16 protein-coding genes and 1 riboswitch are annotated in these 20,392 nt (G+C 49.9%); of the genes, 3 read left to right on the forward strand and 13 right to left on the reverse strand.

Annotated features, from left to right (window positions below; genetic code table 11):
* Window positions 1–29 precede the first annotated feature (29 nt).
* Together ASG81_RS25940 and ASG81_RS25945 are read right to left on the reverse strand one after the other, a co-directional pair.
* Window positions 30–587 (reverse strand): DJ-1/PfpI family protein, encoded by a 558-nt coding sequence (locus tag ASG81_RS25940; RefSeq protein ID WP_056641405.1) that lies wholly within the window; start codon window positions 585–587, stop codon window positions 30–32.
* A 257-nt stretch (window positions 588–844) separates the two neighbouring features.
* Window positions 845–2,068 carry an MFS transporter gene (locus ASG81_RS25945; RefSeq protein WP_155971950.1) on the reverse strand — a complete coding sequence of 408 codons (1,224 nt, stop codon included), beginning with the start codon at window positions 2,066–2,068 and terminating at the stop codon, window positions 845–847.
* 284 nt (window positions 2,069–2,352) lie between these two features.
* Here ASG81_RS25945 and ASG81_RS25950 point away from each other — a divergent pair, with 284 nt between their 5' ends.
* The gene (locus tag ASG81_RS25950) at window positions 2,353–3,243 is read left to right on the forward strand and encodes an ROK family protein (protein ID WP_056641410.1); all 891 of its coding nucleotides are present in this window, start codon (window positions 2,353–2,355) and stop codon (window positions 3,241–3,243) included.
* Window positions 3,244–3,300: 57 nt separating this feature from the next.
* Here the strand turns inward: ASG81_RS25950 and ASG81_RS25955 are convergent, their stop codons facing one another.
* The 3 genes from ASG81_RS25955 to ASG81_RS25965 all read right to left on the reverse strand — a co-directional run bounded on the left by ASG81_RS25955 (window position 3,301) and on the right by ASG81_RS25965 (window position 6,077).
* The gene (locus ASG81_RS25955; protein WP_056641413.1) at window positions 3,301–3,864 is read right to left on the reverse strand and encodes a TetR/AcrR family transcriptional regulator; all 564 of its coding nucleotides are present in this window, start codon (window positions 3,862–3,864) and stop codon (window positions 3,301–3,303) included.
* Between the two features lie 21 nt (window positions 3,865–3,885).
* Window positions 3,886–4,596, reverse strand: coding sequence for an MBL fold metallo-hydrolase (locus ASG81_RS25960; protein WP_056641416.1), 711 nt, complete (start codon window positions 4,594–4,596; stop codon window positions 3,886–3,888).
* A 200-nt stretch (window positions 4,597–4,796) separates the two neighbouring features.
* Window positions 4,797–6,077, reverse strand: a complete 1,281-nt coding sequence (locus tag ASG81_RS25965; RefSeq protein ID WP_056641419.1) for an adenylosuccinate synthase — start codon at window positions 6,075–6,077, stop codon at window positions 4,797–4,799.
* Between the two features lie 110 nt (window positions 6,078–6,187).
* On the opposite strand from ASG81_RS25965, the gene ASG81_RS25970 reads away from it, so the two are divergent.
* Window positions 6,188–7,066 (forward strand): LysR family transcriptional regulator, encoded by an 879-nt coding sequence (locus ASG81_RS25970; protein WP_056641422.1) that lies wholly within the window; start codon window positions 6,188–6,190, stop codon window positions 7,064–7,066.
* Between the two features lie 377 nt (window positions 7,067–7,443).
* Here the strand turns inward: ASG81_RS25970 and ASG81_RS25980 are convergent, their stop codons facing one another.
* A complete protein-coding gene (locus tag ASG81_RS25980) occupies window positions 7,444–8,919 on the reverse strand; it encodes a protein adenylyltransferase SelO (protein WP_056641429.1) in 1,476 nt (491 codons plus the stop codon).
* A 392-nt stretch (window positions 8,920–9,311) separates the two neighbouring features.
* Window positions 9,312–9,896 carry an SET domain-containing protein gene (locus ASG81_RS25985; protein ID WP_056641432.1) on the reverse strand — a complete coding sequence of 195 codons (585 nt, stop codon included), beginning with the start codon at window positions 9,894–9,896 and terminating at the stop codon, window positions 9,312–9,314.
* Window positions 9,897–10,907: 1,011 nt separating this feature from the next.
* Here ASG81_RS25985 and ASG81_RS25990 point away from each other — a divergent pair.
* Entirely contained in the window at window positions 10,908–11,117 is a 210-nt protein-coding gene (locus ASG81_RS25990; protein WP_056641434.1) for a hypothetical protein, read from the forward strand.
* A 144-nt stretch (window positions 11,118–11,261) separates the two neighbouring features.
* Here ASG81_RS25990 and ASG81_RS25995 read toward each other — a convergent pair whose 3' ends face one another.
* From ASG81_RS25995 to ASG81_RS26020, 6 genes are all read right to left on the reverse strand, one after another.
* On the reverse strand, window positions 11,262–11,912 hold the full coding sequence (locus ASG81_RS25995) for a hypothetical protein (RefSeq protein ID WP_056641436.1): 651 nt from the start codon (window positions 11,910–11,912) through the stop codon (window positions 11,262–11,264).
* A gap of 338 nt (window positions 11,913–12,250) precedes the next feature.
* Window positions 12,251–14,158, reverse strand: coding sequence for an allophanate hydrolase (gene atzF / locus ASG81_RS26000; RefSeq protein WP_056641438.1), 1,908 nt, complete (start codon window positions 14,156–14,158; stop codon window positions 12,251–12,253).
* Window positions 14,155–17,790 carry an urea carboxylase gene (gene uca / locus ASG81_RS26005; RefSeq protein ID WP_056641441.1) on the reverse strand — a complete coding sequence of 1,212 codons (3,636 nt, stop codon included), beginning with the start codon at window positions 17,788–17,790 and terminating at the stop codon, window positions 14,155–14,157. Before uca ends, atzF begins: the two co-directional genes overlap by 4 nt.
* A 54-nt stretch (window positions 17,791–17,844) precedes the next feature.
* The gene (locus ASG81_RS26010; RefSeq protein ID WP_056641444.1) at window positions 17,845–18,495 is read right to left on the reverse strand and encodes an urea amidolyase associated protein UAAP2; all 651 of its coding nucleotides are present in this window, start codon (window positions 18,493–18,495) and stop codon (window positions 17,845–17,847) included.
* A gap of 33 nt (window positions 18,496–18,528) precedes the next feature.
* Window positions 18,529–19,248 carry an urea amidolyase associated protein UAAP1 gene (locus ASG81_RS26015; protein WP_056641447.1) on the reverse strand — a complete coding sequence of 240 codons (720 nt, stop codon included), beginning with the start codon at window positions 19,246–19,248 and terminating at the stop codon, window positions 18,529–18,531.
* Between the two features lie 57 nt (window positions 19,249–19,305).
* Window positions 19,306–19,468: riboswitch (guanidine-I (ykkC/yxkD leader) on the reverse strand.
* Window positions 19,469–19,591: 123 nt separating this feature from the next.
* Window positions 19,592–20,392, reverse strand: a complete 801-nt coding sequence (locus tag ASG81_RS26020; RefSeq protein ID WP_056641450.1) for an ABC transporter permease — start codon at window positions 20,390–20,392, stop codon at window positions 19,592–19,594.

Here is a 20,392-nt window from a genome sequence, read left to right on the forward strand (position 1 = left end):
GAAAGGCTTCTTAGCCGAATGGATAAGAATTATTTTCTCACGAGCTTAAGAAAGTCTCTCATGAAAGCGGAAAGATCCGACCATAGTTGCACGGATACAATATTTCCATCCACATATGTCGATTGATTCGTATAGAACGCACCCAAATTTTCCAATTCGAAACGTAAGGTTGGATAGGTGGTCATCGTTCGGCCTGCAAAGTAGCTCTTATTTGGCAACGCGTTCAGAACGAGCACCCCATGGCATATCACGCCGACAGGTTTACCCGTCTCGAAAAAATGACTGACGATTCTCGGGATATGTCTGTCCAGCCGGATGTATTCAGGAGCTCTCCCGCCCGGGATGATAAGAGCGTCGTACTCTTCAGGAATAACTTCGCTAAACGAGAGATGCGATCCAATCTGATAGCCGAGTTTTTCAGTGTATGTATCCCATCCCTCAAAATCATGAACGACAGTATGCAGTATTTTTCGTATCGGTGACGCAATTACGGGCAGATAGCCTTCTTCCAGCAACCGATAGTACGAGTAATACACTTCTAGAACTTCTACGGCATCGCCTGTCAAAATCAGGATTCTCTTAGACAACAAAGTCACTCCCTTTTTATAAATAACAGCCCCTTCAAAATCAAAAAAATAAACTCTCCAAAAGCTCACTGCTTTTATAATGTATGCGAAAGCTATTGGAAGTATGGTTAATGAGGCGCTAAAGAAATATAAACCGCTCTTTGGAAAAGGAAAAAGACACCTACTCTCATTAGAGCAAGTGCCTTCTTCTTTGGTTGCCTAGAATTAACTGCTTAGCATCACTTTCCATTTGTTCATATCGTTCACTAAGTTGGAAATTAACTTTGCCGGATGAGCCTTCGTCGTTTCCAATTGCCCGATAAAAATAGAAACGTTCCGATCCAGCCGCAAATCGAAGCGATAATAAGCAGTACCGATAAGGATACGCTGGTAGATAGCGATGCGCTGAGAAGCGGACCGAGCGTACCGCGGAATCCGAATAGCATCAAATGCAATCCGAACACCATCGCTTCGCGGCCTGGCGCCAACCGGAACACAAATGCTAAAATACCGATATCCCAAATCGCTTCCCCGATCCCTTGAATCGCATTTCCGGTTATGACCGCAACATAGCTTCCCCAAATCCCATACAGCATCGGCACTACAGCATAAGCAGCAATGCCGCATAACAGCGTATATTTAATATGGATCCGATCGATCATCCAGCCCGCTATCCAGAAGGTAATAAGCAAGGCTGTAAAATAAGCGACGCGGGCATATCCAATCTGTACGTTTGACAGCTCCAGCACATCAACCTGAATGATCTGATAGAGCGGATTAGCCAGCATATTGCCGAATCCTGCAAACGTAGTAGCCGCCAGAAAAACAGCAAGCGTCCGATTTTCTTTAATGAGCCTCCACTGCTCCTGCAGCGGAAACCGGCTTCCCTTTTTCAGTAGTACAGCGGGCTTCAACTCTACCGTCTGCTTTGGCAGCTTCAACGTATTAAATAATCCAATAGACAGCATACCTGCAAGAGAAGCTGCAATTAAAGGCCCAGACGGACCAAAGGCATCCGACCAGCTACCTACAAAGTAAGCGAGCGGAATCATGATGATCCCCATCGCCATCCGCACGTAGCCCATGAGCCTGCCTCTCAAATCAGCTGGATACATCCGCGATATTAGCGCCGCATAGGCAGGTGCTTGAATGCCCATCAATAGTTGAAACGCGAGCGCAGCGGCAACATAAACCGATGGATTCGCGAAGAAGGCAGGCAGCAGCAAGAGCAATCTTCCAATAGCATTGGGAATGATGACGAACGGCCTCGGATTATTTGCCTTTTCGATCCAGGTCGCCCAGAAGGGTGAAAACAGTAAGCCAACCGCGGGCGCAGCCGACAATAATCCGACTTGAAAATTGCTTGCGCCCTGCTGAATCGCGAACGCGACATAGAACTGGTTCAAAACAACATTAAATAAGCTGAACAGACAGGATGCCCCAACATCGATTCGGGCGTTCCGCCATACGTTTGCGGTCATCGGCATCCCAAATTTCAACATGCGCGTACTTGCTTTGGCCTCGGATTCCATTGGATTGCTACCCTTCTTCTCTTTACCGGATGTAAACGACCAGAGGATCCCTTGCGCCGCAAAGGATCCTCTCTAGCACTTCATTTGATAGGATATTACTACACTCCTCTCTATTTGTACAGTATTAGTTAAAGGCAAAAGCTGCCGCTGCCGCTGCGGGCTTTTCTGCTCTGTTCTTCCTAATATTCCGCGAGTGTGATAGACTTTTTCACGAACAGTGTCAGTTATTTTTTCATTTAATTGGAGGGTGCTGCGTGAGTATAGCAATAGGAATTGATATTGGCGGAACAAAAATAGCATTTGGCTTCGTAAATGAGCAAGGAGACGTTATGGCCAAAGGCTCGTTAAAAACCGACCTCACGGTCGCGCCAGACGAGATGCTTGCGCGAGTCGCCGATGCGGTAAAGCAGCTGGCCGAGCAGATCGGTCTATCGCTTGAAACATTGAAGGGAGTCGGCGTAGGGGCGCCCGGCCCGCTCAATACGCAAAAAGGAGAGCTGACCTGCCCTCCTAATTTAAAAAGCTGGTGGGGCTTCCCTGTCGTAGAAGCGCTTAAAGCGCATCTGCCCCTGCCTATTAAAATGGAGAATGACGCTACGGCAGCTGCGCTCGCCGAGAAATGGATCGGGGCAGCGAAGGATTCCGATCACTTCATCTTCATTACGATAAGCACGGGCATTGGCGCCGGAATCTTTATGCACGGGAAGCTGCTTACCGGGTCAACAGGCAATGCCGGTGACGCAGGCTTTATGCTCGTGGATCAAGCCGGCACGCCATGGGAGGCAGTTGCCTCCGGCACCGCAGTTGCCCGTCAAGCGACGGAGCTGCTTGGCCGTGAAGTTACATCCAAGGAAGCCTTTGAGCTTGCCGCGCAAGGCGATCCGCAAATGTCTGAGCTCGTTAACCGCGTATTTACCTCGATCGGCATGGGCTGCGTATCGCTCATCAATATATTGGATCCGAACAAAATCGTAATCGGCGGCGGCGTTTCGCAGGTAGGCGAGCCGCTTTTTGCAGCCGTGAGAGACTACGTTTCCAAAAATGCGCTTAACCCGTCGGGCAGACAAGCCGCTATCGTTCCAGCACTGCTGCAGCAGGATGCAGGACTGATCGGCGCTGCCGCATTGATCCAACAAGCTTACTAATAGGCATAAAGGGGCAGTTCTTCAAGGTCATAAACCTTAAAGAGCTGCCCTTTCCTGTTAGTGCTGGCGAAGTCCGTTCAAATAGGTTTGAATTACGATTTTCAAGCTTTCATCGATAGCCTGGGGCATCCCAAATCCGCCCTTCTGCTCGATAGAAGCGAATCCGTGCAAGAAGCTGCGTAATCCCCGCACATTATGAATGGCCTTATCGCGATCCAGCTTATAATGGCTCAGCGTATTTACCAGCAGATCGACCAGCAGCTGCCCGGCTGCTGCGTATTCTGCTTCACCCGCATCCGGAGAACGCAAGGTTAGCTCATATAAACCCGGATGCATCCTTGCAAAAGCGATGTATGCGGAGGCAATGGCATGTATCGCCTCATCGCCCCTTTTATCCATTAAAGCCTTATTAATTGCAGCAGTCAGCTTCTTCAGCCCGTAAATGGCAAGCTGATTGCGCAATCCATTTAATCCGTTCACATGGTTATATAATGATGGAGAACGAACGCCAAGCTTCTGCGCCAGCGATGCCAGCGTTACTTCTTGTATACCGTGCTCATCTGCGATTGCAGCTGCCGCTTCCACGATCGTAAGCAAATCAAGCCCCCGTCTTGGTGTCATGGAGAAATCCCCCTTTTACTTCTATTTTGCCAAAGACCGCTCCGCCTCATTAATCGCTTTGTCAATCTGCCGCTTCGGCTGAAGCACCATATTGCCATGACCGGCAGCGAGCAGTGAAGGCTTCAAATCTCTCAGTCGGCGCGCCGATTCGAGACTCGTTCGTTTATCCCAGGTAGCCATGGCGGGAAAAGGAAACAGCAGCTTCAGCTGCCCGGAGACCGCAACGCCTGCGCGGGTTTGGAAAGCATCTCCAACGATTAAAATATCGTTACGCGTGTCAAGGAATGCCATCGAACCGGGCGTATGACCTGGCGCTGCAACCGCGAGCAAGGAACCGATGCGATCGCCATCCTTCAGCAGAACGTCAGGCTTCGTACGAACCTTCTTCGGCACGCCGCCGCGAATCGGACCGCCAGGTTCATTAGGCTCCAGAGAAAGGTCACCCTCCAGCAGTCTTGCGTCTCTTTTGGATATGAACACCTGCGCGGCAGGAAGCAGCTCTTTTAATCCGTCGAGGGCGCCGATATGGTCGTCGTGAGCATGCGTCAGCACAATACGGTTAATTGGTTTACCTAATTGATCGGCCGCTTGCAAGATTGCTTTAACATTATTCGGAAGCGCAGCATCCACCAGCGTCAAGCTGTCTTCCTCCTCAACCAAATAACAATTTACAGGAAACACATTCGGCAAATATGTCAGCTGCACAACCGTTTTTTCACGAATCAATCTCATCCCAACCGGCCCCCTCAAAATAAAACTAATACTATTAGTTTTATAATAAACTAATGGTATTAGTTTTTGCAAGCCCAAGTTTATCATTTGTTTTCACTTTAAAGAAAAACTTCTATTCGATTAAAACAATAGGGTGCGCAAGGAAAAATGCAGTATCCTATCTGCCAGGATACCGTTTTTTTTCTTTTGCCTGCCCGCGTTTATCGCGTAATGAGCTGCTCGCGGTTTGGTCCTACCGATACGCTTGCAACCTTCACGCCAATTGCCTCTTCCACAAACCGAACATATTGCTGCGCCGCTTCCGGCAATTGTTCAAATACGCGCACCTGCGAAATATCGCAGCGCCAGCCCGGCAGAAGCTCCAATATCGGCTTTGCCGAATCCAGCTTTGCCGTAACCGGGAAAGAGTCCTTTACTATTCGTCCGTCCAGCTCATAGCCTACGCATACCGGTATTTCCTCTAAATAACCGAGTACATCTAGATTGGTGAGCGCAACCTCCGTGGCGCCTTGAAGCATGCAGCCGTAGCGGGTAGCTACTGCATCAAACCAGCCCATACGGCGCGGCCGTCCGGTCGTTGCGCCAAATTCTCCAGCATCGCCGCCCAACCGGCGCAGCTTGTCGGCTTCCGCACCCGTCAGCTCGCTAACGAATGGCCCCGCTCCCACACAGCTGGAATACGCCTTTACTACCGCAATGATTCTCGTAATCGCATAGGGCGGCAGTCCCGCGCCAACAGGCGCAAAACCTGCCAGCGTTGAAGATGAAGTCGAATAAGGATAGATGCCGTGATCCGGATCACGAAGCGCTCCAAGCTGTCCCTCCAGCAAAATCGGCTCTCCGTGCCGGTAAGCGTCATGAAGAAGCTTGCTCGTATCGCATACGAAAGGATGCAGCCGCTCTGCCTGGTCGAGCAGCTCGGGCAAAAGCTCGCGCGCGTCTATCGGCTTGCGGTTATACAGCTGTTCAAGCAGTACGTTTTTGGCAGCCAGTGATTGTTCTAGACGCTGCAGCAAACGCTCTTCATCGTACAAATCAGCAACCTGAATGCCTAGCTTCGCATATTTATCCGCATAAAACGGAGCGATCCCCCGCTTCGTTGATCCGAAGCCGTTTACTCCAAGCCGCTCCTCCTCCAGCTCATCGAACAAACGATGAGTAGACAGCACAACCTGAGCCCGTTCGGATATGCGAATTCGCGGCTCCGGCACTCCTCTGGCCAGCAGCTCATCCCGCTCCCGCAGCAGCACATCGATGTCCAAGGCCGTACCGGGGCCGATGACGTTCGTAATCTGCGGATAAAAAACGCCCGACGGCAGCATATGAAGAGCAAATTTCCCATAGCTGTTAATAATCGTGTGCCCGGCATTGCTGCCGCCTTGATAACGCACGACATACGAGGAATTTGCGGCTAACGCGTCCGTCATTTTCCCCTTTCCTTCATCTCCCCAATTCGCACCTACTATTGCGGTAACTGTCAAACCAATCGCCTCCCGACCTTGTTTTCACTCTACATCATTCATTATAATGGCAGTAATGACATTAATATAATTGATATTGTTAATATGAAATATAAGGCGAGGTAATAGGTATGCTTATTAATATGGAGTGGTATCGCGTATTTTACTGGACAGCCAAGACAGGCAGTCTCTCGCGAGCCGCAGAGCAGCTGTATATTACACAGCCTGCCGTCACGCAAACCATTAAGCAATTAGAGGCCAAATTAGGCGGGCAGCTCTTTTTTCGCATGGCTAAAGGGGTTAAGCTCACAGCGGAGGGCGAGGTGCTGTTCCGTTACATCGAACAGGCTTATCGCTTTATGGAGACAGGCGAGCGAATGCTCGCAGAAATGCACAGTCTGCAAAGCGGGGAAATCAGCATTGGCGCCAGCGACACGTTATGCAAGCATTATTTGATGCCTTATTTGGAACGGTTTCATAAAGAGTACCCTGACATTCGCATCCGTGTAACGAATCGTACCTCCCCTGAGACAATCTCTCTCCTTAAGGAGGGTAAAATCGATTTCGGCATTGTACATATGCCTGCAGCTGACAAACAGCTGGACTTTCGTGTAAGCATGCCGCTGCAAGATATTCTTGTCTGCGGCCGAGCTTATTCTGCGCTTGGCGGCAATGTCTTGAAGCTTGAAAATATAAGCCAATATCCCTTGATGCTATTAGAAAAAGGAAGCAGCACCCGCCGTTCCCTTGACGAGTATGCCAACGCGAATGGCATCAAGCTCGCTCCCGAGCTTGAGCTGGGCAGCATCGATTTGCTTGTCCAATTCGCGCGAAGCGGCTTTGGACTTGCCTTCCTTATTCGAGAATACGCCGCAGATGAGCTGGCATCAGGCGAGATTATCGAAATTCCGCTTCAACCGCCCATCCCTGCGCGCAGTATTGGCATCACTACATTGAGCGGCGTTCCGTTATCTGCGGCAGCCAAGCGGTTTATCGAGCTGCTGCCTTAATTTGAATTATTTTTCCCAGTCGTTTATATCATGTGGATAAAAACCATCTGCTTTTGAAACAATGAGGCTCAATTCGAAAATTTGCTGTTTATCTTCAGTTGTTAACGGACCAGACTTATCAAGTATGTTTGCTACCCTAATCCACCAATCAGAATATCGAAAATAGATATCATTCATATTCTGTCTAGACTCAAACGAAACCATGGATTGAAAGTCGAGTCCCTTCCACCTTATCTTCACGAGAAACTTCTAATAAAATGAGCAGGCCACCGCAGTGCCTGCTCATCCATTTGTTTTAAAGGCCAATTTGTATGCCCTTTTCTGTAAACATTATAAAGTTTTTTTGATAACTAATTAGTTGGTCTTCTGCTTTTATATCAGGTACCGCAAAAGGTTTGGTAAGGATGGTCTGATTGCGCGGGCAGTGTGGAGTAATCAGCCTGTTCGGGGGAGTGCGCATAGGGGCTCGAAAGAACATCAAGCAGCCTCTCCATCACACAGTAGTCTCCTTGTTTCACCGCGGCTTCCAGTGCGTCTTCTACCCGGTGGTTGCGCGGGATTACCGCGGGATTGCTGCTGCGCATCAACTGCTGCGAAGAGGCTTTTGGTTCCTGCTGCCTGCCTAGTCGCGCCTGCCACAGCTCATGCCACTGAGCAAACTCCGCAGTGCCAAATAGGCTCGTATCCTCCGGTCTATCAAAGGTTAATGCGCGGAAGGTATTGGTGTAGTCCGCACGATGCTTCTGCATCATACTGAGGAGGCCTTCAATAAGGGATTCATCCTGCGCCTCTTCGTTAAAGATTCCCAGTTTTGCCCTCATTCCAGCGAGCCAATTATAGTGATACAACTCGGCAAAATCTGAAATCGCATCCTCGGCCAGTTTGACAGCCTGCTCCTCATTAACATGCAGCAGCGGCAATAAGGTTTCAGCAAATCTCGCGAGATTCCAACCTGCAATATTCGGCTGATTGCCATAGGCATAGCGGCCATGAATGTCAATGGAACTGAATACCGTTGCCTGGTCATAGGCATCCATGAAAGCGCAAGGACCATAATCAATGGTTTCACCGCTAAGGGTCATGTTATCGGTGTTCATTACCCCGTGAATAAAGCCAACGAGCTGCCATTTGGCAATCAGCACGGCCTGACGCTTGATCACTTCCTGAAGCAGGTGAAGATAGCGGTTCTCATCTGCGTCAACTTCTGGAAAATGTCTTTGCAATGTGTAATCAGCCATAGCCCGGAGATCCTCGGCAGTGCCCCAATTAGAAACGTATTGAAAGGTGCCGACGCGCAGATGACTGGCAGCCACACGGGTCAGAATTGCACCGGGTTGCTCGGTTTCGCGGAATACTGACTCACCGGTTGTCACCACCGCTAAGCTGCGGGTGGTAGCAATTCCAAGCGCATGCATTGCTTCGCTGATGATGTATTCACGCAGCATCGGTCCAAGTGCCGCTCTTCCATCGCCTCGGCGGGAGTATGGCGTCCTACCTGAACCCTTTAGCTGAATATCCACCCGCTCACCCAGGGAAGTAATCTGTTCGCTAAGCAGCAAAGCCCGGCCGTCCCCTAACATGTTAAAATGCCCGAATTGATGCCCTGCGTAAGCTTGAGCAAGCGGCAAAGCGCCTTCGGGAATCTGGTTGCCGGCAAGCACGGCTACGCCATCATTGCTTTGCAGCGCTTGGACGTTCAACCCCAGGGATGCTGCGAGCGGATCATTAAGAATGATCAACTCCGGTGAGCGTACAGGGGTTGGAGCCTGCCTGGTAAAAACTGATTTCGGCAGACGAGCATAACTATTGTCGAAGTTCCAGCCTGTTTCTGTTATTGATTTTTCCTCAGTCATCGTATCTCCTTTTTTCCTTTGTATCTTCGTTTTTTCTTTACATAAAACAAAAATCATAGGCATTATGATATTTTTAGTTATTTACTTTCTATATCAACACGAAAGCCATTTTAGTGTTTACTTCGGCCAGTTTATTATACCCTTTTCATGTGTAATTCTGCCAGTTTGCTTAGCATTAAGGGGCAGCTGCCGCAGTAAACTGCCACTTACAGCCTTTTTTAAAAACGATTTTTGCTGGGTCTAATTTTCTATTGTCTTTTTTTGGTTTTGAGCGATTTTAATTTTCATAGGAGTTAAACGGAACCAGGAGCGTCAAAGGCAAATTTCACCCGTTTTCATTTCGTTCTTCTCAAGGAAAATCAAGGTGATTACGGTTTCCCGTATCGGTGCAACTAACTTGTGAAAAGAGTGAGAATCGAATCTAATGGTTCACGTCCACAAGCAACTGCATTAACTTTGTCAATAAATTCATTTTTAATTAAATATTTTAGCGGTTGTTCAACATGGTTGAAAGACTTAAACGCCTCCCTAGCCATCTCGTCCCATTCCTGATAATAGTTTAAATAATCATCTGCTTTGACACTTGTTCGAGACGTACCTTCTTCAGGCACACATTCAAAATCTTCATCATCACCCAGTATTCCATATTCACATGTTAATTGTTCACCAAGGTTAATGTCTCTTGCAGCTAATTGAAATTCATAAGCTGTATCAATACAATTTGGTTGGAAACTGTGATTCATGTACCTTGAGTGATCCCAATGAAGAATATAATCACCGTTATTTTCTTGATAAGTGTATTTTATCACCATTTCTCTCCGAATTTCATCGAGGGAATCTACATAATCCTCATCAAGCATTATATCTAAATCATCTGAAATCCAAACAATCGTTCCCTTTGGGATGAATTTCGTAGCAAATACACCGACACCTACCTCTTCACTTACAAATCGAAGTTCTGTATCTGGATGAATCATGTTTTTAGTTCACCCTTCCTCTTATCAGTATCATAATACGATATGTGCCCGTTTTTCAGATTGTCACTTTGCACAAGGGGAATCATTATGATGAGGCTAAAAAACTTGCCGTTACCTGTGGTAAGGTTCTCCGCAATTGATCTTAAACTCCATTAATGAAGGTTGGCTAAATGAACGACAGCCGCCCGCCAATTTGACGGATGTGATTGACGTCGGCCCAAAGGATTAAATAATTGTAAAACGTTTCCCCGATTTGAACAGGGCGGGGGTATCTCACGATGAGGGCGGCCTGTTTGTTCATCTCCGCTGATGGTCGGCCGATGGGAGTGGCGAAACAGTCGGAAGCATCCAACGTCCTTTGATTCTGACCGGTACGGCTGTCGATTTGGATGAGAGAATAATAATTCGGCTCCTTATAGGCGGTCGCGCTCTTGCACGGCCAACATCCTTTCTTGAATTATCTTATACTTCAGATGTATTCAGTGAGGAGCGGTTAGGCGACAGTCCCGGATGGCAGGTTTATGCCTCTTCTTTATTTTCATCTGTTTTATCATCAGGAAAAATACACAAACATTGACCTTTTGTTGTATCATTACGGTTCTCTGCGAGTTTCTTAAACTGCCAGTAGCACAGCGAGGCTGCCGTTCCATGCCGGCAGCCTCGTCCTGATGTGTATTGAGCTAAAGTGTCCCGTTAACTTTTTTCTAGGTTTATCACTTGTAACTCCCCAACTTAAAACTGTCTAATCACTTAATCCATAAAACCCCTATTCCAGTAAAACTATGATTGAAGCATTTCTTCTGACCAGTTTCTTTGACGTAATCGTTTCTCACGAGTTTCCTCATCACAGATTTGAAGAGAAATAACTAATGAAATCACTACTGATTTTTATTCCTCACTTTAAAATACTTTTTTAACAATTGCATTCCCTTCCATTGCCTTATCTTAAGTTAATGGTGTATTATTTGACCTTAGTATAATAAACATACAGATTTATGGAGGTAAGATAACATGCAAGTTAAAATTAAACTTGAACCAGGTCAAAGACTTATTACTAACAAAGATTTTGAAGTAGCGATTGCTGTTAAGGCTAAAATTAAAGCAATGCAAAATGGAATGCAGATCAGACCAGCATCTACGATTGTAGGGTATAATGACGATTCAATTCGTATGTCAGACGGAAGCATCATCCATAGAGCTGCTAATTCATTTTTCGTTTAAAGATTTATCACTAGACCGACTACATAGTCGGTCTATTTTTAAAAAATTTCACATGATAGATAAAGGCCCTTCCTCAATGGGCAGAGCCTTTGCACAATCACCTAGTCCCCCGGAACGGTCTGCTTCTCCTCCAGTTCTCAGAGATTATTCTTCAATTCGCAAAGTAAAGATGAGTGCCGATTCGAGTCTGCTTAACGATTCCGGCGAGAGATCAGCAGTATGAATTACATTGGTGCTCGTTGCTTGCATCCCCCATAGATAAACAGATTCATCAGCCATAAATGTACGCGGTTCATTATTATAGATTAATCCTCTTGTGGTCAACTTTTTTTCCCATGGAATGGTAAAGGTAGCAAGGGTTGATCCGGAGTCATGTATTGTACCGACTTTAATCGTGTTAAATTCGTCCTGTCCCTCGATGGAAACTGTAGCAATGGATATAATCACTTCGACTTCGTGACTCTCACTTACGTCCGAACTAAAGAACAAGTCGCCGATGGAGCCGGCTGAGGCTACTTTCTTGCCATTTTTCCATATATCGATATCCAGTTTTGCATTTGGTTTATTTCCTTCATAGCGTAATTTAAATGCTCCGGACATGGCGCCAAGGAAAGGTTGAAACTTTGCTCCCTCTCCCTTGAACACGTCAACAGGTGTTTGTGTTATTTTAGCGGGTCCTTTCATTTGTTCAAGCTTAGACGTTTCAGATTCAAATAATTGTGTACAGCCTGATGTCAACAGCGCTAGCATACTTATGTACATAACTATTCCAAAGGTTTTAAATTTGTTGTTCATCCTTGTTCTTCCGCCTCTCTGGATTCCATCTGCTTAATGTATCATGGAGGGGGTCTAATTTTCTATTGTCTTTTTTCGGTTTTGAGCGGTTTTAATTTTCATAGGAGTGGAATATATGATTTGTCAATCAATAACATCTTCATAATTTTGAATAAAAGTAATTTCAATGGTAAATGTATCTGTGAGGTGATTTCTGCTTAATAACACATCGTTAATCTAATCCTTAATTCCCTCTGAACAACAGCCAATCCAAATAAATGATGCTAAATTGAATCTCTTAAAACAAAAAGACTTCCTATACCCGATTAACGGACATTTGGAAGTCTTTCGCCTTCAAATTAAACTTGCGGAACATGGCGCCAGCCGCCGTATGCCGTAATATCCTCTGCATCCTCAGCCGCATACGCTTCACATACGAAGCCGGATACCTCCGAGCCGTCTAACAGTTCAACCTTGCCGATACCAAGCGGAGCCGGAATCAAGGAAGTAAATGTCCCGAAGGATGCCGGAGACATTTCCCAAAGCTCGAGCTCGATAGAAGCTCCGCCATAATGCTGCTTAATCATGCCCGGCTTCGCTGGCGTCGTTGGCAGCTTAACCAGCTTGTAGTGCGGTGCCGAGCTTGCTTCGCAAACGAACCGCGCCTGCAAACCATTCATTTGCTTCTCAAGCGGATAACCTCGCATATGTAAGCCGCAAACGGCAACTACGATCATCTTCTCAGCAGGAACTAAAGCCATTGCAGCTGCCTGCGGCTCGATTGCAGATACCTCACCTGTACTCGCTTGAGTAAGGTCCCCAGCAACCGAAACCTGTCTACTCTCCTGCGAAAATGCATTGCCAACGGCTGTCTGAGATAACTCGGCTCTGCCTGTCTCAATAGCCCTAACCCTCTCACTGTCACTAACGAATGTACGTGCAGCTTCGACAAGGAGATGCTCGTTCTCCGCAAGCGCGAACAGCGTAATGCCGAACGGCAGCCGCTCGTCCGCTGCGCTTGACGGTACGGCGACCGCACACAAATCGAGCAAATTACAGTGGTTCGTATAACGCCCCATATCACTATTCGTGCTGTACGGTTCCTGCCTCACCTGCTCGCGGGTCCACGTTCCGCCGCAGGTCGGCATCACGAGCACCGCATCCTGCAGCAGCTTTCTCGCCTCCAGCTTGTATGCCTGCAGCTTATGCATGGCGGTAAACACCGAAGCCGCATCATACTCCGCCGCTGCGCCGGAGCGCAGAATCCGCTCCGTAACTGGAAATGCAGCACCCGGATTTGAATCAATAAAACCGCTCAAATCGGCCCAGCGCTCGGCAACGTATGGACCGCCATAAAGAATGGCGGCCGCATCCGAAAATAAATCGTAATCCACATACTCAATCGGGAGATTTAATTGCTCCAGCCTCTCTAACGCGGCCAGCCAAGCGCCCTGATATTTCTCCACAAATGGTCCATAGAAAGCAACCGCCTGCTTAGGTAAGCAAAGCTTAGCCGGCTGCTTAGCTCGCTGCCTCGGTACATGCCGCGACCATGGATCAGTTTCGTCAATGCCTCTAGCGATGCTGTCCACGAGAAGCGTTTCCTCCAGGCTATGCGCAAATACGGTAACGCAATCGAGGCTCGCACATGCAGGCACGACGCCCTTTACCGGCCAAGAGCCGAGGCTCGGCTTATAGCCTACCAGCTCATTAAGCGCAGCCGGTACCCGGCCCGATCCGGCCGTATCTGTGCCTAAGGAGAAAACGGCATGACCGCGTGCCACAGCAACGGCCGAGCCGGAGCTGGAGCCGCCGCTGATCAGCTCCGGACGAAGCGCATTATGCACTTCGCCATAAGGACTGCGGGTTCCGACAAGCCCTGTCGCGAACTGGTCAAGATTCGTTTTGCCAAGCGGAATCGCTCCTGCCTGCACGAGCCGCTCCACGACCGTCGCATGCTCCTTTGGCGTGTATGCGAATGCTTCACAGCCGGCCGTCGTCGGAACACCAGCCACATCAATATTATCTTTGACCGCGAACGGGATGCCCCAAAGCGGAGCATTCGCCGGATCCAGCGCAGCAAGCCTTTCCAAATAAGGCTTCAGCGAAGCCATGGACGGAGGCGTGATCCAAACGTTCATGCCCGCATCGGCTTCAGCCCTCCCTACGATTTCTGCCAGTACGTCCTCAGGCGTCAACAACCCGCTTGCATAGCTGCCTTGAAGCCATTCCACCGATAATTGGCGAGGAATTGTCACCTTTGTCATATGACCGCCTCCTTTTCCTTATGCTGCAAAATACCAACAATCAGCTGACCCGTATGCACCTGATCGCCCGGCTCCACATGCATGGAGCATACTTCGCCGTCGCACGAGGCCTGCTGAGAAAATTCCATTTTCATGCTTTCTACTATAATCAGGGTATCGCCCTTTTTCACCTGCTCGCCCGGACTTACGAGCACCTTCCAAACGCTGCCCGGCATCGTGCACCGAACGGCAGCAGCGCCTTCTTGAAGCGCTTCCTCCTGATCGACCCGCGCCGGCTCATGCTCCGCTACATACTCGGCAAGACCAAGCTCCTTCCAGCTCTCGCGCTCCGCTTGGAATGATGCTTGCTGCTTCTCCTTGAACGCCGATGCGCTTTCTTCAATGGCATCTAAAAATCTCAAATAATCGCCAAGATCAAATGTCGTCTCGGTAATATCCGCTTCATATCTGCCGCGCAGGAAATCCTCCCGCAGCTTCAGCAGCTCATCGGCCTCCACCGGATAAAATTGAATTTGATCAAAAAAACGCAGCAGCCATGGCTTACCAGGCTTGAAGCTTTCCGTGCTGCGCAGACGATTCCACATTTGAATGGTACGTCCAACGAACTGGTAGCCGCCCGGACCCTCCATGCCGTATACGCACATATATGCGCCGCCGATACCGACGGCATTTTCCGGCGTCCAAGTACGTGCGGGATTATATTTCGTTGTTACAAGGCGGTGACGCGGATCAACCGGGGTTGCAACAGGAGCCCCCAAATATACGTCACCTAAGCCAAGCACCAAATAGTTGGCCTCGAATACGATTTTTTGTACAGCTTCAATACTCTCAAGCCCGTTGATGCGGCGGATGAATTCGATATTGCTCGGGCACCACGGCGCGTCCGGCCTTACGGTTTGCTGATAGCGGTCAATGGCCAGCTGCGTAGCGGGATCATCCCAAGACAATGGCAGGCGGACGATTCGCGAGGGCACCTGAATCGTTTCCAGCGTCGGGAGCGAGCTGTCCAGCTCCAAAATAAGCTTGCAAGCCTCGCTAACCGTAATTTGTGAACGGTCGATGTGCACCTGCAAGGAACGTATGCCCGGCGTCAAATCAAGCACCGGGATCCGTCCCGATTGCTCGATTGCCTGCATGAGCGCATGCGCTTGAAAGCGCAGCAGCAGATCAAGCTCAAGCTCGCCGTATTCCACAAGCAGATTCTCATCGCCGCTGCAGCGGATTTTGATCTTGAATCTGCGCCCCTCTGCCTCATCAACAAGCAGCGGATAATCCGGCGTCAAAGCAGCTGCCGCTGCCGGAAGCTCCGCGGAAGGCAATCCGCCGCGCGCCGTTCCTCCGATCAACTGCAAGCTGCGCTCCTGCACGTCGCGCAGCTCATCCGCTTCCTCCAGCTTCAACAGCTGGAAGCGCACCTTATCCCCGGCATGGAGCTGGCCGATTTTCCAAAATTGAGCCGATGCCGTCGTAACCGGACATACGAAGCCGCCGAGGCTCGGTCCATCCGGTCCGAGCAGAATCGGCATATCGCCAGTCAAATCAAGCGTTCCGACCGCATACGCGTTATCGTGAATATTCGATGGATGAAGCCCGGCTTCTCCGCCGTCCTCCCGCGTCCATAGCGGCGCCGGCCCAATCAGCCGAACCCCGGTACGCGAGCTGTTAAAATGAACCTCATAAGCCGTCCCTGCAAGCTGCTTCAAATATTCCGGCTTCAAAAATTCTCCCGTGCAATGCGGCCCGGGAATAACGCCTATCGTCCATTCACGCGTCATCTGCGGACGTTCACTCGGAGCGAGCTCCGCCAAAACAGGAGGCTCAGCCCCTTTGTTTACACCAAGCACGTCGCCCGCACGCAGCGCGCGACCGCCATGCCCGCCAAAGCCGCCGAGCGTAAAGGTCGCCGCGCTTCCCAGAATGCGAGGCATATCGAAGCCGCCGGCAACGAGCAAATACGTGCGCAAGCCTAGCTGCGCTTCCCCGAAGCTAAGCACCTGACCGCGATCCGCAAACGTCGGCTTATACAGCTCAACCTTCACGCCGTTCAGCTCCGCCCCCATATCCGCGCCGGTTACGCAGAACCATACGCCGCTGCGGAATTTATAAGCGCCGCCGCGCAGCGTCAGCTCAAGACCGGCGGCATGATCATCGTTGCCGAGCAATTTATTGCCGATCCGGAAGGAGTAAGGATCCATTGGTCCGCACGGCGGGACGCCGACATTCCAGTGACCTATTCGTCCCGGCCAATCTTGAACAGTCGTTTGCACGCCGCCGTCAATTACTTCAAGCGCATGCTCGGCAGGCTTAAAACCATTCAGCAGCTGCGTGTAGACATTGCCGTCTGCAACCTCCTGATCGCCAAGCAGCGCTTGCAAATATTGCAAATTCGTTGTAATGCCGTACATTCTGGTCTCGCCAAGCGCCCGAATCAGCTTGCTTATCGCTTCCTCGCGGTTCGCGCCATGAACGATAATTTTCGCGAGCATCGGATCGTAAAGCGTCGTCACCGTAAGGCCGTCTCTTACCCAAGACTCATTGCGGGCGTTAGCCGAAAATACAGCTTGGTCCAGCTGCCCCGCGCTGGGACGAAAGCTCTGCAAGCAGTCCTCGGCATAAATCCGCGCCTGAATGCTGTGTCCGACAGGCGCTTTCACTTGCGACTGCAAGTCAATAAGTTCATTCGCCGCTTCGCGAACCATCCATTCCACTAAGTCAAGACCCAGAACCTCTTCCGTTACGCCATGCTCCACCTGCAGCCGCGTATTCACCTCAAGAAAATAAAACTCTCCCGTTTCCGGATCGAACAAATATTCGACCGTTCCCGCGCTGCGGTAACCCGCTTCCGCTGCAAGACGCTTCGAGGATTCAAACATGGCATTCCGGACCTCATCCGTCAGATTTGGGGCCGGACTTTCTTCTATGACCTTCTGGTTGCGGCGCTGGATCGAGCAATCGCGCTCGCCCAGCGTAACAACCTCGCCAAAGCTGTTGCCGAAAATCTGCACCTCGACATGACGCGCTCTCGCAATATATTTCTCCAAAAACAATCCGCCGTTTTTGAAGTTCGTTTCCGCCAAATGCTTAACGCCGTCATAAGCGAGGCGCAGCGCTTGTTCGTCCGCGCATACCCGCATCCCGATGCCGCCGCCGCCCGCCGTGCTTTTTAGAATGACCGGATAACCGATCTGAGCAGCCTGCACCAGCGCTTCCGCAAGCTCCGTAATTAATGCCGTGCCCGGCAATAACGGAACCCCTGCCCGCTCGGCAATTTCCCGCGCCGAATGCTTTAGGCCGAACATCTCCATTTGCTCGGGCGTCGGTCCGATGAATACGATACCGTGCTCGCGGCAAGCACGGGCAAAATCAGCATTTTCACTGAGGAAGCCATAGCCGGGATGAATCGCCTGAGCCCCCGTTTCAAGCGCCGTTTGCAAAATAAGATCTGCATTCAAATAGCTTTCTTTGGCAGGACCATCACCAATTAGAACGGCTTCATCCGCATGATCGACATGCATGCTGTCTTGATCGGCTCCCGTGTATACGGCAACCGATGCAATGCCAAGCTTGCGCAGCGTGCGCTCGATGCGGACAGCGATAGCGCCGCGGTTTGCGATTAATACTTTTGTGAACATCGTAATCTCTCCTCGCAAAGTCGTTCTACTATTTTTATTGTAAGCTGAAGGAAACTATCGGTCCCAAATGAGCACCCGCACCGGCGTTGGGTTATAGGCGTTGCATGGATTGTTAAGCTGCGGGCAATTGCTGAGCAGCGCAGTCGTGCGGCAAAGGGATTGAAGCTCAACGTACGCGCCAGGCGACGATACGCCATCTGCGAACTGAAGCCCTCCGTCAGCCGTAACCGGAACATTCATGAAGAAGTTAATGTTCGGTGCCAAATCCCGCTTCGTATAATGCTCATTCCGCTTCGCCAGCTGCAGCATAAACGTATCGCGGCAGTTATGCATATGAAGCTTGTCATGCGAATATCGAACCGTGTTGCTTTGAGCGGAGCAAGAGCCGCCGACCGTATCATGCCGGCCGCAGGTATCCGCTACGATCTTCAGCAGCTCCTTGCCGGATTCGGAGAGAAGCACCGTGCCTGCCGTTAAATAAATGTTGCCTTGTCCGGCAATTGTCGCAACCGCGCTGTAATGATCCTCCGGATGATCTGCATCGTAAAATAACGTGTCTGCCGCTTGATTGCCATCCAAATCGACGATTCTCAGCACCTGTCCCGGCTGCAGATCGTACATCCAGCCATCACCGGCTGCTATCATTTCATCGTATATGGCATCCTCTTCCTTACGCGGGCTTTCTACTCGATTAAAAACAGACATCTGTTTTTCCTCCTAATCAATGATTGATAAGCTTTATAGACCTTGCAGCAAGTAATATTGCTGTGTATTCTCATAAGCGCGCCGGTTCTCCGGGCGGAAGTTCAAGCAGAAATCATCCTCCTGAACAGCCTCCGCTTCCAGCACCTCGATTTGAACGGGCACGGAAGGATAATCGCCGCTTGGATCAAGCGGGTTCGGCGTGTTCGACAGCACCAGCAGCACGTCCATATCCGTTCTTAGCGTTACAGCTGCTCCAGCTTGGCAATGCTCCGGGCTAAAGTGCATAACGCCTTGCTCATCGCAATACACCTTGGAGAACAGATTCATGACAGGAGCAAGATCACGTACGCCCAGTCCGTTTCTGACCAGCTCCACCGCAAAATTTTCTTGTCCGCTGCGCAGCCACTCATTGCGAAGCTCCTGGTAGGTGGTCTTGCCGTATTTCGCATCCGTCGCCGCGCGGCTCGTATAGCCGCATATCGTATCATGCCAGCCGAGCTGATCGTCTACGATGCTGACCAGTGACCGGCCGTTATCGCTCATCAGCACATTCCCCTTGGTTAAATGCGAGGTATGCTGCGCTTTTAGCGTATCCGGCATATTGTAACGTTCTGTCAAATCCTTCGCGTTATAGAAAAGCAAAGATACATTCGCTCCCGCTCCCAGCGCGGTGAACCTCAGCAATCTCCCCCGGCTGATATTTCCTGACCATTTGCCGCCTGGACGAACGGTTGTGCTCCAAATGCTGCTCATCGTTGTTCCCCCTCAAATAAATGTTGGTTTTAAAAATAAAGAAAGCCCGGGAGAGTAATCTCCCAGGCTTTTGTCCTTCCGTGTACTATAGCCGGCTGTTTCAGCGAAAAAACAGCCTGCTATATGCCGTCTCTCGGACCAGACCTGCTTCCGGCTGACGATTTATTTGGTCAAAATAAATGCATCAGCCGTCATTAGCGGAACCCTAGACAGCTTGTCGTCCTCAATGGCAATCATGAGAACCTATATGTTGTTGTTGTCATGTTTCCTGACGTTTAATCGGAGTATAATAGCGCCCAACCGTCATTGTCAATCATTCATGTCAGAAATTATGACGCAAGCTCTAGGCCCAAGGGAAGAGCCGGCGGTTCAGAAAAGCAAACACCCGGTCGCTTACAAGCCCCAGCAAACCGATTACGATAATGCCGACAAAAATCTCATCGGTATTAAGGAAACGCTGTGCCTTCATAATCTGGTAGCCCAGTCCGCTGCTTACTGCCACGAGCTCCGCTACGACGAGATACGTCCACGCCCACCCGAGAATAAGACGGAGCGTATTCATCAGCTGCGGCTGAATAGCCGGAATAATAACCGTTTCGATCGCCTTCCATCTGCTCGCCCCCAGCGTAAAGGATGCATGCAGCAGATCATGCGGTACGCGCCGCGTAATATCCGACACCATCAGAACGAGCTGGAAGAAGCAGCCGATAAAGATGAGCAGCACCTTTGCCCACTCTCCGATTCCGGCCCATACCATGATGAGCGGAATGAAAGCAACCGCCGGCATATACCTGATAAATTCCATCGGAGGCTCCACGAAAGCTTCTCCGAATTTGAACGTACCGGCAAAAAGTCCGATTGGTATTGCTATCACACAGGCTAGTAAAAAACCGGCCGTCACCCTGAATACGCTAATGCCGATATGTCCCCAATACTCCGGACTGCTGAGATTTAGAATGAGCTGAACGAGCACGGCATGCGGCTTCGGCAGGAAGATCGGACTGACCGTCTCCGTATAACTTAGCAGTGACCATAGGCCAAGCAGCAAAACGAAGGAGAATCCCGCCGTTACGGCAAACGGCTTTGGTCCGATATCTTTGTATATTTGAAACTTATACGGTTTACGCCGCATTGGCGTCCCCAT

It is taken from the genome of Paenibacillus sp. Soil522 (genome assembly GCF_001428245.1).
GTDB lineage: Bacteria > Bacillota > Bacilli > Paenibacillales > Paenibacillaceae > Pristimantibacillus.

Excerpts from the sequence above, each read along its gene's own strand:
- ASG81_RS25945 (WP_155971950.1), bottom strand. The coding sequence starts at position 2,068 with ATGTTGAAATTTGGGATGCCGATGACCGCAAACGTATGGCGGAACGCC.
- ASG81_RS25955 (WP_056641413.1), bottom strand. The coding sequence starts at position 3,864 with ATGACACCAAGACGGGGGCTTGATTTGCTTACGATCGTGGAAGCGGCA.
- ASG81_RS25960 (WP_056641416.1), bottom strand. The coding sequence starts at position 4,596 with ATGAGATTGATTCGTGAAAAAACGGTTGTGCAGCTGACATATTTGCCG.
- ASG81_RS25970 (WP_056641422.1), top strand. The coding sequence starts at position 6,188 with ATGCTTATTAATATGGAGTGGTATCGCGTATTTTACTGGACAGCCAAG.
- ASG81_RS25980 (WP_056641429.1), bottom strand. The coding sequence starts at position 8,919 with ATGACTGAGGAAAAATCAATAACAGAAACAGGCTGGAACTTCGACAAT.
- ASG81_RS25985 (WP_056641432.1), bottom strand. The coding sequence starts at position 9,896 with ATGATTCATCCAGATACAGAACTTCGATTTGTAAGTGAAGAGGTAGGT.
- ASG81_RS25990 (WP_056641434.1), top strand. The coding sequence starts at position 10,908 with ATGCAAGTTAAAATTAAACTTGAACCAGGTCAAAGACTTATTACTAAC.
- ASG81_RS25995 (WP_056641436.1), bottom strand. The coding sequence starts at position 11,912 with ATGAACAACAAATTTAAAACCTTTGGAATAGTTATGTACATAAGTATG.
- atzF (WP_056641438.1), bottom strand. The coding sequence starts at position 14,158 with ATGACAAAGGTGACAATTCCTCGCCAATTATCGGTGGAATGGCTTCAA.
- uca (WP_056641441.1), bottom strand. The coding sequence starts at position 17,790 with ATGTTCACAAAAGTATTAATCGCAAACCGCGGCGCTATCGCTGTCCGC.
- ASG81_RS26010 (WP_056641444.1), bottom strand. The coding sequence starts at position 18,495 with ATGTCTGTTTTTAATCGAGTAGAAAGCCCGCGTAAGGAAGAGGATGCC.
- ASG81_RS26015 (WP_056641447.1), bottom strand. The coding sequence starts at position 19,248 with ATGAGCAGCATTTGGAGCACAACCGTTCGTCCAGGCGGCAAATGGTCA.
- ASG81_RS26020 (WP_056641450.1), bottom strand. The coding sequence starts at position 20,392 with ATGGGGACGCCAATGCGGCGTAAACCGTATAAGTTTCAAATATACAAA.